General features: G+C 59.1%; 11 protein-coding genes and 2 pseudogenes. 10 read left to right on the top strand and 3 right to left on the bottom strand.

The window, feature by feature from the left end; translation table 11 throughout:
* Positions 1–18: 18 nt before the first annotated feature.
* From DDA898_RS11480 to ycgN, 3 genes are all read left to right on the top strand, one after another.
* On the top strand, positions 19–291 hold the full coding sequence (locus DDA898_RS11480; protein WP_013318040.1) for a YcgL domain-containing protein: 273 nt from the start codon (positions 19–21) through the stop codon (positions 289–291).
* A 376-nt stretch (positions 292–667) separates the two neighbouring features.
* A complete protein-coding gene (locus DDA898_RS11475) occupies positions 668–1,324 on the top strand; it encodes a fumarylacetoacetate hydrolase family protein (RefSeq protein ID WP_013318039.1) in 657 nt (218 codons plus the stop codon).
* Positions 1,325–1,428: 104 nt separating this feature from the next.
* A complete protein-coding gene (gene ycgN, locus DDA898_RS11470) occupies positions 1,429–1,875 on the top strand; it encodes a cysteine cluster protein YcgN (RefSeq protein WP_033111869.1) in 447 nt (148 codons plus the stop codon).
* A 270-nt stretch (positions 1,876–2,145) separates the two neighbouring features.
* Here ycgN and dsbB read toward each other — a convergent pair whose 3' ends face one another.
* Both dsbB and DDA898_RS23685 read right to left on the bottom strand, forming a co-directional pair.
* Positions 2,146–2,676, bottom strand: a complete 531-nt coding sequence (dsbB, locus tag DDA898_RS11465; protein ID WP_013318037.1) for a disulfide bond formation protein DsbB — start codon at positions 2,674–2,676, stop codon at positions 2,146–2,148.
* A 618-nt stretch (positions 2,677–3,294) separates the two neighbouring features.
* On the bottom strand, positions 3,295–3,447 hold the full coding sequence (locus DDA898_RS23685; RefSeq protein WP_216664506.1) for a hypothetical protein: 153 nt from the start codon (positions 3,445–3,447) through the stop codon (positions 3,295–3,297).
* 258 nt (positions 3,448–3,705) lie between these two features.
* Here DDA898_RS23685 and fadR point away from each other — a divergent pair, with 258 nt between their 5' ends.
* Positions 3,706–4,425, top strand: a complete 720-nt coding sequence (fadR, locus tag DDA898_RS11460; protein WP_013318035.1) for a fatty acid metabolism transcriptional regulator FadR — start codon at positions 3,706–3,708, stop codon at positions 4,423–4,425.
* Positions 4,426–4,502: 77 nt separating this feature from the next.
* Here fadR and DDA898_RS11455 read toward each other — a convergent pair whose 3' ends face one another.
* Positions 4,503–6,038, bottom strand: coding sequence for a SpoVR family protein (locus DDA898_RS11455; RefSeq protein WP_013318034.1), 1,536 nt, complete (start codon positions 6,036–6,038; stop codon positions 4,503–4,505).
* Between the two features lie 333 nt (positions 6,039–6,371).
* On the opposite strand from DDA898_RS11455, the gene DDA898_RS11450 reads away from it, so the two are divergent.
* The 6 genes and pseudogenes from DDA898_RS11450 to DDA898_RS23515 all read left to right on the top strand — a co-directional run.
* Positions 6,372–7,622 (top strand): D-amino acid dehydrogenase, encoded by a 1,251-nt coding sequence (locus DDA898_RS11450; RefSeq protein WP_038911236.1) that lies wholly within the window; start codon positions 6,372–6,374, stop codon positions 7,620–7,622.
* 598 nt (positions 7,623–8,220) lie between these two features.
* Positions 8,221–8,718, top strand: a complete 498-nt coding sequence (locus DDA898_RS23815; protein ID WP_050570256.1) for a two-partner secretion domain-containing protein — start codon at positions 8,221–8,223, stop codon at positions 8,716–8,718.
* The gene (locus DDA898_RS23810) at positions 8,603–9,031 is read left to right on the top strand and encodes a two-partner secretion domain-containing protein (protein WP_071604535.1); all 429 of its coding nucleotides are present in this window, start codon (positions 8,603–8,605) and stop codon (positions 9,029–9,031) included. Before DDA898_RS23815 ends, DDA898_RS23810 begins: the two co-directional genes overlap by 116 nt.
* Positions 9,032–9,093: 62 nt before the next feature.
* Positions 9,094–9,480: a hypothetical protein gene (locus tag DDA898_RS23805; protein WP_269077950.1), complete on the top strand. Its 387-nt coding sequence runs from the start codon at positions 9,094–9,096 to the stop codon at positions 9,478–9,480.
* Positions 9,481–9,508: 28 nt separating this feature from the next.
* Positions 9,509–10,237 (top strand): annotated as a pseudogene (locus DDA898_RS23985) (hypothetical protein); the annotation flags it as partial.
* A gap of 60 nt (positions 10,238–10,297) precedes the next feature.
* Positions 10,298–12,304, top strand: a pseudogene (locus DDA898_RS23515) (beta strand repeat-containing protein); the annotation flags it as partial.

The following is a 12,304-nucleotide window of genomic DNA, read 5'->3' as shown; positions in this document are numbered from 1 at the left end:
TAGTTCAGAGTAAAAAACATGTATTGTGTGATCTACAGAAGTTCCAAACGCGATCAAACATATCTCTATGTCGAAAAAAAAGACGATTTTTCCCGCGTACCTGACGAACTGATGAAAAGTTTCGGTCTGCCGCATTTGGTGATGTTATTACCGCTTGATGGCAGGAAGAAACTGGCGTCCGCAGATATTGATAAGGTAAAACAGATGCTTATCGAGCAGGGTTTTTATCTGCAACTACCGCCGCCGCCGGAAAATCTATTGGATGAACTGCAGGCAAGTGTAAAAAAATAATACCCGAATTATTTTTCAGATAATGTTCGATGCCGCGACGGGAATTGGCCGCTGTTTTTTAATACAGGGGTGTCAGAAATAAACCGGGCAATGGTTTAATCCTGTTGATGCTATTTTACCGATACTGATTTATATACAGGTATATTCGTCGCAACGATTAAATAAACGAATTTTCATCCATCCCGCGTAATTCCTTTCTTCGGCTGGCGTATTGATGACGGTCGCAAAAGACGGAACGGGGGTTATGATAAATTCCGGATACTGTTGTTCATCAATCGCGCTTACTTTTTTGATGGCGATGCCGGTATGATGGGCAAGCCGAGTCTGTCATGACGGGCAGGCGCTATCCGCTAACAGAAAGGTCAGGAGAGGGTACATGTATCAACACAGAGACTGGCAGGGCGCATTACTGGATTTTCCGGTGAATAAAGTGGTATGCGTCGGCAGCAACTATTCCGAGCATATTCGTGAAATGGGCAGCGCCAAATCGGCGGAACCGGTTCTGTTCATCAAGCCTGAAACCGCGTTGTGCGATTTGCGCCAGCCGGTGGCGATTCCTAAAGAACTGGGTTCGGTACACCATGAGGTTGAACTGGCGGTGTTGATCGGCACGCCGCTCAAGCAGGCTAATGAAGAGCGGGTCGCCAGAGCGATTGCCGGTTACGGTGTGGCGTTGGATCTGACGCTGCGCGATTTACAGGCCGGGTTCAAGAAAGCCGGGCAACCGTGGGAAAAAGCCAAAGGGTTCGATGGTTCCTGTCCGGTATCCGGGTTTATCCCGGTGGCTGAGTTTAGCGATCCGCAGCAGGCGGAGCTGGGCATCAGCATCAATGGCGAAGTACGTCAGCAGGGCAATACTCGTGACATGATCACGCCGATCCTGCCGCTGATCGCCTACATGAGCCGCTTTTTTACCCTGCGCGCCGGCGACATCATCCTGACCGGTACACCGCAAGGGGTGGGGCCGCTGCAGTCGGGCGATGCGTTAACCATTACGCTCAACGAGCGCACGCTGACAACCCACGTTATCTGAGTATTCTGTTACCGCTCGCGGCGTTGCCGCGGGTGGTATCCCGCCTCATCCCCCTTTACAATACACAGCCAGACGCCCTGTTTATCATCATCGGAATTGCAGTTATGACTCAAAAACCCTTTTGGGAAACCCAAACCCTGGAGCAAATGTCGGACGACGAGTGGGAAGCGCTTTGTGACGGCTGCGGGCGTTGCTGTTTGCACAAATTGATCGATGAAGACACGGACGAACTCTATTTCACCAATGTGGCCTGTAATCAGTTGAATATCAAAAGCTGCCAGTGCCGTAACTATGCGCGCCGGTTTGAGTATGAGCCGGATTGCATCAAGCTGACGCGGGAAAACCTGTTATCGTTCGACTGGTTGCCCGAAACCTGCGCTTACCGGTTGATACACGAAGGGAAAGGGCTACAACCGTGGCACCCCTTGCTGGCTGGCTCCAAAGCCGCGATGCATCAACAGCGGATCTCGGTGCGCAACATCGCCGTGCGTGAAAGTGAGGTGATGGACTGGCAGGACCACATTCTAAACAAACCTGAATGGGCCAGGTAATTTATTGATATAAAATAATTTTATACCAGTGTGATTGTCCAATCCCCTTAACAACGGCGGGCGCTGGCGGGTTTTTCAATAGTCTTTCAATGAAAAAACAGCCTTTCAATGAAAAAACCGCTCGGATTATTGAAGTCCTAATTCGCTCAGTTTTGCTGTTTTCAGCAGATTGTTTTAATACAGATTTTTTAATGCAGATTGTTTTGATGCAGATTGTTTTGATAACGATTAAACCGGGCCGGCAATGGCCTGACCCGGTTCAGTGCGCTTTTACCGACCGAACAGGTCGCGGCGCTTGGGGCGGAAAGGTTGGGCAATCAGTACCAGCACGGCGACCAGCAGATAGGCGCCGAAAATCACGATCATCCACTGCGGCATTTCCATGCTCAGGAAACTCCACTGGCGTTCGGCGCAGTCGCCGGTTGCGGTGAAAATCGCCGGTAGCCATTTGTCCAGCGGCAACCAGGACGGGAAGCTGACAAAAAAATCGCAGGTGACGAACGGCGACGGGTGTAACTGGATATTGGTGTGTTTGATGGCCAGCGACAGTCCTTCCCAGGCACTGTAAATCCATAACCCGATTGCCGGATAGCGTAGCAGCGTACCGGGGGCGACGGCGCCCACCAGACCGGCGGCCATCACGCCATAGAGCGCGGTTCGCTGATAAATGCACAGTACGCAGGGTTTAAGCATCATGACGTACTGGAAATAGAGAGCAATCAGTTCAAATGCCAGTGCCGTGAACGCCATCAACAGCCAGGCGCCCCGACCACGGGAGCAACGGTTCAAAAATCGCAACATAAAAAATATTCCATGCTAAAAACGATAGTATGGGCAGTGATAACCGTGCTCGCTGCCCTCATTGAATCTCTGATCCGGATGAACTGACGTTTCTTGCGGCGGCGTCAGTGACGCCTGTACCGCCCGGAATCTGCATCAGTGCCTGAGGAGATTCTGCTGTGCCAACAAATACTCTGCTGTTTTTAACGCTTTCTATGAGGGATCGCCAGTTTCATGGCGAAATCCGCCCCCTACTATACACGATTTATGCTGGTGCATGACGGTATTGATCAATGAAGTGGCTGCATCATCGTCTGAGAGCACAACATAATGATAAATAGCGGAAAAGCGAAACACAGTATGGAGGAAAGATCGGCGCGGCGACAGGGAATCAGAAAAAGTGAAAATAAAACTCCACGCTGTTCAAAAAACGGAATAGCCGATGCGGGATGGATATCCGGCTGTCGGCGCTAAACACGCGCGGCAATCGCTGTCTGATAAACGCGACTGCCGTTATCATGGAAACCGGCGATGACAAAACTTTAATATTATCGGCAACGTCATGCCATACTTGATCTAGACTGGTCGTGCCAGTGAAAATAGCCACCGGCGTCAGCGAATCCGCCGGGTTACGACAGGTTACCTCTCAGGGGATGCCTGAAGCGAAAATAACCCAGGCGACCAGCCGGCGGCAAATGCGTTGACCAGAAAGAACAGCAGGTGATTGATAATTAGAAATAATAGAATGGCTGGCTTGTATCCATTTGGAATGTTGCCAGGAACGTTTTTCAGAAGGATGTGGTTGAAGTGGCGGATCCCGCACCGTTGGCTTTCTTCTTTGACGTTAATTTAATTTAACAATCGATGTGTGGTTAAAGAAAATTACCGTAAAGCGGGGCATATTCACGTTTGTCTGGAAGGAATTGTCTTTAATCACAGTTTTTATATCGAATTAAGATTTTCAGGTCCTGCTATGCTATGTGATGTAGGGTTCGTTTGGTATGATGATGTTGACTTTCACTAGTAAACATCGCTACGGAATATAAACTTATGGTTATAAAGGCGCAAAGTCCGGCGGGATTCGCGGAAGAGTACATTATTGAAAGTATATGGAATAATCGTTTTCCTCCTGGATCCATTCTGCCGGCAGAACGGGAATTATCTGAATTGATCGGGGTCACGCGCACGACGTTGCGTGAGGTGCTACAGCGCCTGTCCCGTGATGGATGGCTAACGATTCAGCACGGTAAACCAACCAAAATCAATAACTTTTGGGAAACGTCCGGGCTGAATATCCTCGAAACGCTGGCCCGGCTCGATCACGACAGCGTTCCTCAATTGATTGACAATTTACTGGCGGTGCGCACCAATATCGCCGGGATTTTTATTCGCACCGCGATTCGTCTGCATCCGGCTAAATCGGTAGAAATACTTAAGCTGACTGAATCGGTTAAAGACACGTCGGATGCCTACGCTGAACTGGATTACAACGTGTTCCGCGGATTGGCGTTCGCCTCCGGTAACCCGATTTACGGCTTGATTATCAACGGGCTGAAAGGGCTGTATATTCGCGTTGGGCGCTACTACTTCTCCAATCAGGAAGCTCGCAAAACCGCGCTGGCGTTCTATCGCCGTCTGGAGTCGCTGAGCCGTGACGGGCTGTATGAGCAGGTTCCCGACGTAATTCGCCAATACGGCAAAGAGAGCGGTGCGCTGTGGCACAGCATGCAGAACGCCATCCCGCGTGATCTGGCCGAAGGCCGCGGTTAGTTGATAACAATGTGATTGATGAAAAAACGGGTAGCGATTTCAGCTACCCGTTTTTCTTTCCGTCGATCTATTAAGCGTCATAGCGCGGCATTACGCGGCGGGCAACGATCAATCAGTTCGACGCCGCCATCTTCATTCATCTGCTCCAGTGTGACGTCAAATCCCCATAAACGGTACACGTGTTTCATCACCTCATGGCTGCTTTTGTCCAGCGGCGCCCGATTCTGCGGCACATAGCGCAAGGTCAGCGAGCGATTGCCGCGTAAATCGACATTCCAGACCTGAATATTGGGCTCGATGTTGCTCAGGTTGTACTGGGAGGACAATTCCTGACGGATCTTCCGGTAACCTTTTTCATCGTGGATGGCGGCGATCTCCAGATAATTATTGTGGTCGTCATCCAGTACGGTAAACAAACGGAAATCCCGCATCACTTTGGGCGACAGGAACTGACTGATGAAGCTCTCGTCCTTAAAGTTCTGCATTGCGAAGTGCAGGGTATCCAGCCAGTCTTTGCCCGCGATGTCCGGGAACCAGTAGCGGTCTTCTTCCGTCGGCTCCTGACAGATACGCTTGATGTCCTGAAACATGGCGAAGCCGAGCGCATAGGGGTTGATGCCGCTATAGTAAGGGCTGTTGTACGGCGGCTGGTAAACCACGTTGGTGTGACTGTGGAGGAACTCCAGCATAAAGCGGTCGGACAGTTTGCCCTCGTCATAGAGATGATTGAGGATGCTGTAATGCCAGAACGTGGCCCAGCCTTCATTCATCACCTGCGTCTGTTTTTGCGGATAAAAATACTGGCTGATTTTACGCACGATACGCAGGATTTCACGCTGCCAGGGTTCCAGCAGCGGGGCATTTTTCTCCATGAAATAGAGCAGGTTTTCCTGCGGCTCATTCGGGAAACGGCGGGCTTTTTCCGGCGATGTCTCCTGCTCGCGGCGGGGAAGCGTACGCCAGAGTTCGTTTACCTGACTCTGCAGATAGGCTTCGCGACTTTTTTGACGCAGTTTTTCCTCTTCCAACGATATTTTCTGCGGTCGTTTATAGCGGTCCACGCCGTAATTCATCAATGCGTGGCAAGAGTCGAGCAGCTTTTCCACCTCGTCAACGCCGTGGCGCTCTTCGCATTGGGCGATGTACTGACGGGCGAACAGCAGATAATCGACGATTGAACTGGCGTCGGTCCAACTGCGAAACAGGTAGTTGCCTTTGAAGAACGAGTTGTGGCCGTAGCAGGCATGAGCCATCACCAGCGCCTGCATCGGCATCGTGTTCTCTTCCATCAGGTAGGCGATGCAGGGGTTGGAGTTGATGACGATTTCGTATGCCAGCCCTTGCTGACCGTGCTTGTAACGCTGCTCGGTTTCGATGAATTTCTTGCCGAACGACCAGTGGGCATAGTTGATGGGCATCCCGATGCTGGAATAGGCGTCCATCATCTGTTCAGAGGTGATCACCTCGATTTGGTGGGGATAAGTATCCAGACGGTAGAGTTTGGCTACCCGGTCAATTTCATCCAGATAGACCTGCAGCAAATCGAATGTCCAGTCAGGTCCGTCACTCAGACGTTGTGGGCTCGTTACCCGCTCATCAGTCGATATAACCATCAGCGCACCCCTCACTATAACTGCCGCCACCTCATTGCGTCGGCATACTTAATCGTAGCTTATTTTGGGAAAAGTGATGTGAAATCGGTAGCTTGGATGAAGCCTTCGTGTGAAAAACCGGATGCCATGCAGCCAGCGCTACGCCGGATTGGCTGCACGTCGCCACTCGTTATCCTACGTTGCCGTGTTCACTCTCTCATAATAAATAAAAGCTATATCTGCAACAGATGACAATTGGCGGCCAAATGCTAAAGTAGCCTTTTATTTTGGTGTTTACGGCATTATGCAGCATATTCCGCGGGATTAGCGGAGGATGTGGGGAGAACAGCAATAATGAAGGTGGTTGTTTTAGGGAGTGGTGTTATCGGCGTCAGTACCGCCTGGTATCTGGCCCAATCAGGACATGACGTCACCGTCATTGACCGACAGGCCGAACCCGCGCTGGAAACCAGCGCCGCCAACGCCGGTCAGATTTCCCCGGGTTATTCCGCGCCCTGGGCCGCGCCGGGCATTCCGCTCAAGGCGATCAAATGGCTGTTTCAGCGGCATGCGCCACTGGCGATTCGTCCGGACTTTACCGCCACGCAACTACGCTGGATGTGGCAGATGCTGCTGAATTGCGACAGCGCGCATTACCGCGTCAATAAAGCCCGCATGGTCAGGCTGGCTGAATACAGCCGCGACTGTCTGCAGGCGCTGCGTGCCGACACCGGTATTGCCTATGAAGGGCGTCAGGGCGGGACGTTACAACTGTTCCGTACCCCGCAGCAATATGAAAACGCTTACCGTGATATCGCGGTGCTGAAAGAGGCCGGCGTACCTTATGAACTGCTGGAAGCCGACCAACTGGCTACCGTCGAACCGGCGCTGGCCGGCGTGCGCCATAAACTGAGCGGCGGGTTGCGCTTGCCGCACGACGAAACCGGCGATTGCCAGCTGTTTACCCGGCAACTGGCGACGATGGCGGCGGAGGCGGGCGTAACATTCCGTTTCGACAGCGTGGTGCAGCATATTGACGCAGACGGTCAGCGGGTCAACGCGGTGTATTGCAACGGCGAAAAGATCACGGCGGACGCGTATGTCATGGCGTGCGGCTCTTATTCCCGCGGCCTGCTGGAAAAATGGTTCGACATTCCGGTTTATCCGCTGAAGGGCTATTCGCTGACGATTCCACTGTCCAGCGAGGAGGGCGCGCCGGTTTCCACCGTACTGGATGAAACCTATAAGATCGCCATTACCCGGTTTGATCAGCGCATCCGCGTCGGCGGCATGGCCGAAATCGCCGGGTTTGATCTTTCCCTGAATCAAAAACGCCGCGACACGCTGGAAATGGTGGTGCGAGATCTGTACCCGGACTGCGGGCCGGTGGAACAGGCGACGTTCTGGACCGGACTACGGCCGATGACGCCGGACGGCACGCCGCTGGTCGGGCGCTCGCCATTACAAAATCTGTATCTGAACACCGGGCACGGCACATTAGGCTGGACCATGGGATGCGGTTCCGGTCAGTTGCTGGCCGATATTATTTCCGGCCACACGCCGGCAATTGAATACGACGATCTCTCCTTCTCCCGCTACGCCTGAGTCTGTGATCCCGATATTAGCTAACCGTCCTATTGGGGCGGTTAGGCTTATCGGTAAACCCTGTTAAAAAACCGTAAATCATAATCGGTGGAAAAAACACACCGCCGTTATCCGATTGTCATTCCTACTTCCATCTGGTTTTTACTCGCTGACTTTTTCATGAATAAATAGGTTGCCAGGTTATTTCCGAAGACAGGGGAAAGACGTTTCTTAAACAAAAATAACAAATAATATCATTCAGTTGAATAATTTCTTATCCACGTATTAATTGAAATTGTTTTGTAAATTTTTGTATTGTTTTTGAAAAGATGACGAATTAATATGACGCCAATTATTACTGCATGGATGTGGTCTGCGTGACAGGATGTTCTGGCGGTTCCCGCTGTCATTCTTCCTTGCCTCTCCCTTCCAGCTTTTTCCTCGCCGTCGACCCCGACGGAATACACAGCAGCCGATATCGCGGTAGCGGTTAGGCACAAAAATAAAAAACGGTGCAGATCTGTTCAGCCGCGTTCGTTCCTTACGGCCCGAACGGGTTACGTGTTTGTACCGTTAATTTACTGATTTGCCTTGTGCATTATTATTCAGGAGTTCAGGGATGAAAGCGGTGAAGGTGAAGACGTCGCAGCGGGTGATGGCGTGGGGGCTGGTGTGGCTGACGGGGCTGCAGCCGCTGCTGCCGGCATGGGCGGCGGGGGTGACGGTGGCGTCGGGGAACACGGCGCTGGAGGCGGCGGGCAACGGGGTGCCGGTGGTGAACATCGCCACGCCGGACGCCGCGGGGCTGTCGCACAACCGCTACCATGACTTCAACGTCGACAACCGCGGCCTTATCCTCAACAACGGCACCGCCCAGCTGACGCCGAGCCAGCTGGGCGGGCTGCTGCAGAACAACCCCAACCTGAACGGGCGCGCCGCCTCGGCCATCCTCAACGAGGTGGTGTCGCCGAACCGCAGGCCGGCTGGCGGGCTACCTGGAAGTGGCGGGCCCGGCGGCGAACGTGGTGGTGGCGAACCCCTACGGCATCACCTGCAGCGGCTGCGGCTTTCTCAACACCCCGCGCATCACCCTGACCACCGGCACCCCGCGGTTTGACGCGGCGGGGCGGCTTGACGGGCTGGACGTGCGCGGCGGGGACATCCTGATAGACGGGGCGGGGCTGGACGCCGAAGGCCAGAGCGGGACTACGTTTGCGCTGATAGCGCGCACGGCGTCGCTGCAGGCGGGGCTGAGCGCGCGGGACGCGCGGGTGGTGCTGGGGGCGAACCGGGTGGACGCGGCCGGGCGGGTGACGGCGCAGGCGGGCGAGGGGCCGGCGCCGGCGCTGGCGCTGGGACACCGGGGGCGCTGGGGGGCATGTACGCCAACCGCATCAGTCTGGTGTCGACGGAGCAGGGGGTGGGGGTGAATACCGCCGGGCTGAGTGCGCGGCAGGGGGACATTCAGCTGTCGGCGAACGGACGGCTGCAGGTGGGGAGCGCGATAGCGCAGGGCGAGCTGACGGCGCAGGGCGGGACGCTGGCGCTGCAGGGCAGCCAGCAGGCGCAGGGCAACATGACATTGCGGGGCGCGCAGGGCGTCACGCTGACGGGGAGCCGGACGCGGGCGGGCCAGGGGCTGACGCTGGCGAGCGACGGGCGCATCACGGCGGACGGCGGGCAGCTGAGCGCCGGGGTGCGCGACGACGGGGCGGTGCAGCCGGGGTACGGTCTGACGTTGAGCGGGTCGGCGCTGGTGCTGGGTCAGGCGGCGCTGACGGGGGACCGGGTGAGCCTGACGGCGTCGGGGGCGGTGAGCCAGTCGGCGGGCGGGGCGTGGCAGGCGGGGCGCGCGCTGACGCTGAGCGGGGGGCGCTGACGCTGGACGGGGAGCGGGGGCGCAGACGGTGACGGTCAGCGGCGGCACGCTGGGCGGTGCGGGGCGCTGGCAGGCGACGGGGGACCTGACGCTGGACGGGTTTGGCGCGGCGCAGTGGGACGGCGCGCTGCAGGCGGGCGGGGCGCTGACGGTGGGGGCGGCCAGCCTGCGCAACGGCGGGCAGATACAGAGTGACGGGTCGCTGACGGTGAGGCTGTCCCCGGCGGGCGGGCTGACCAACAGCGGCACGCTGGCGGCGAACGGCGACACGGCGCTGACGCTGGGCGGGCTGGATAACCGGGGCACGGTGTCGGCACTGGGCCGGCTGACGGTGCAGGGCGCGACGCGGGACAACGCCGGGCAGCTGGCGGGGGGCGGCGCGCTGACGCTGAACGGCGACTACGCGGGGGCGGGTCGGGTCTACAGCGACGGGGCGCTGACGCTGACCGGCAACGGCGTGGTGGGCGCCGGCGGCCGCTGGCAGGGGAAGACGGTGACGGTCACCGGCGGCACGCTGGACAACGGCGGTGAACTGCTGGGGGTGGACGGGCTGACGCTGGACCTGAGCGGGGCGCTGGGCAACACGGGGACGCTGGCGGGGCAGACCGCCACGGTACGGGCGGCGTCGCTGGACAACCGGGGCACGGTGAGCGGGCGGCAGGTATCGGTACAGACGCCGCAACTGAGCAACGGCGGCACGCTGTCGGCGGACGAGACGCTGTCGGTGCAGGCGCGGACGGGGCTGGACAACGGCGGGTCGCTGCTGTCCGGTGGCGAGCTGAGGGTACAGGCGGGGCAGACGGCCAACCGGGGGGTGATGGCGGGGGGCGCGCTGAGCGTGACGGCGGACGGGCTGGCGAACAGCGGCACGCTGCAGGGGCGGCAGGCGGTGGGGCTGACGGTGGGGCGCGACTTCAGCCAGACGGCGGACGGGATGCTGAGCAGCGGCGGCACGGTGACGGTGACGGCCGGCGGGGTGGCGACGGCGGGCGCGCTGACGGCGCAGGGTCTGGCACTGAGCACCGGGCGGTGGCGCCATCAGGGGGCGGTCACGCTGGGCGGCGACGGGCGGCTGGTGCTGGACGAACTGGACAACGGCGGGACGCTGCGGGCGGCGGGGGCGTGGGATATTCAGGCGGCGACGCTGTCGAACGGCGGCACGCTGCAGGGCGGGCGGCTGGCGCTGCGCGGCGATACGCTGAGCAATGACGGGCAGCTGGGCGGGCTGACGCAGCTGGACCTGACGCTGAGCGGGGCGGCGGTCAACCGGGGCACGCTGGCGGGCGAGCGGGTGAGCCTGACGGCGGACAGCCTGGATAACGGCGGCACGCTGCTGGGGATGGACGCGCTGACGCTGGCGATAGCCGGCACGGCGCGCAATCAGGCGTCGGGCCGGTGGCTGAGTCAGGGCGAAAGCCGCCTGACGGCCGGCACGCTGGACAACCAGGGGCAGTGGCAGGGCGACAGCCTGAGCGCCACGGCGGACCGTATCCGCAACGCCGGGCAGCTGCTGGGGCTGTCGGCGCTGACGCTGACGGCCGACGGCACCCTGACCAACACCGCCACCGGAACACTGCTGACGCAGGGGGTGGCGGTGCTGCGCGCGGCGACGGTGGACAACGACGGCGAGTGGCAGGCGGGCCGCCTGCGGCTGACGGCCGACGGCCTGCGCAACGGCGGGCGGATACAGAGCGACGGCGCGCTGACGGTGGCGCTGTCCCCGGCGGGCGTACTGACCAACACCGGCACGCTGGCGGCGAACGGCGACACCACGCTGACGCCGGGCGGGCTGGATAACCGGGGGGCGGTGTCGGTACGGGGCGACCTGACGGTCACCGGAACGGACCTGGACAACGCCGGGCAGCTGGCGGCGCAGGGCGCGCTGACGCTGACCGGCCGTTACGCCGGCGCGGGCAGCCTGTACAGCGACGCGGCGCTGACGCTGCGCGGCACGACGCTCGCCAACGACGGCGGGCGGCTGGCAGGGTCAGACGGTCGATATCGGCGGCGGGCCGCTGACCAATGACGGCAATATCACTGGTCTGGATGCGCTGACGGTGACGACGACCGGCGCGCTGACCAACCGCGGGCGGCTGGAAGGGCAGACGCTGAGCCTGACGGCGGACAGTCTGGACAACGGCGGTACCCTGCTGGGGGTGGACGCGCTGACGCTGGCGATAGCGGGGACGGCGCGCAATCAGGCCACGGGGCAGTGGCTGAGTCAGGGCGCGGGCCGCCTGACGGCCGCTGCGCTGGACAACCGGGGGCAGTGGCAGGGCGACGAGCCTTGATGCCACGGCGGACCGTCTGGACAACGGCGGCACCCTGCTGGGCCTCTCTGCAATGACGCTGACGGTAAACGGCGCGCTGACCAACACCGGCAGACTGCTGACGCAGGGCGCGGCGGTGCTGACGGCGACGACGGCGGACAACGACGGCGAATGGCAGACGGGCAGCCTGTGGCTGACCGCCGACAGTCTGCGCAACGGCGGGCAGATACACAGTGACGGCGAGGTGCGTATCACGCTGCCGACGGCGGACGGCGACCCGCTGCGCACCACGCTGCGGGCGGCACGGCAACTGGCGCAGGATGTACAGGCAATCGGTACGGGGCGGCTGAGCAACACCGGGGTGCTGACCGCCGGGGGCGACGGCCGGATAACCGGTCGCGGGCTGGATAATGCGGGCACGCTGTCGGCCGGCGGGGCGCTGACGCTGACGGCCGGCGACCTCACCAACGCCGGGCGGCTGGAGAGCCGCACGCTGAGCCTGACCGGCGACAGTCTGGACAACGGCGGCACGCTGCTGGCGGAGCAGGGCGGCG

Origin of the sequence: Dickeya dadantii NCPPB 898, assembly GCF_000406145.1 — a bacterium.
Classification (GTDB): Bacteria; Pseudomonadota; Gammaproteobacteria; order Enterobacterales; family Enterobacteriaceae; genus Dickeya; species Dickeya dadantii.
The sequence above is the reverse complement of the archived record's forward strand: the minus strand, read 5'-3'. Positions and strand labels throughout refer to the sequence as shown.

Excerpts from the sequence above, each read along its gene's own strand:
- DDA898_RS11480 (WP_013318040.1), top strand. The coding sequence starts at position 19 with ATGTATTGTGTGATCTACAGAAGTTCCAAACGCGATCAAACATATCTC.
- DDA898_RS11475 (WP_013318039.1), top strand. The coding sequence starts at position 668 with ATGTATCAACACAGAGACTGGCAGGGCGCATTACTGGATTTTCCGGTG.
- ycgN (WP_033111869.1), top strand. The coding sequence starts at position 1,429 with ATGACTCAAAAACCCTTTTGGGAAACCCAAACCCTGGAGCAAATGTCG.
- dsbB (WP_013318037.1), bottom strand. The coding sequence starts at position 2,676 with ATGTTGCGATTTTTGAACCGTTGCTCCCGTGGTCGGGGCGCCTGGCTG.
- fadR (WP_013318035.1), top strand. The coding sequence starts at position 3,706 with ATGGTTATAAAGGCGCAAAGTCCGGCGGGATTCGCGGAAGAGTACATT.
- DDA898_RS11455 (WP_013318034.1), bottom strand. The coding sequence starts at position 6,038 with ATGGTTATATCGACTGATGAGCGGGTAACGAGCCCACAACGTCTGAGT.
- DDA898_RS11450 (WP_038911236.1), top strand. The coding sequence starts at position 6,372 with ATGAAGGTGGTTGTTTTAGGGAGTGGTGTTATCGGCGTCAGTACCGCC.
- DDA898_RS23815 (WP_050570256.1), top strand. The coding sequence starts at position 8,221 with ATGAAAGCGGTGAAGGTGAAGACGTCGCAGCGGGTGATGGCGTGGGGG.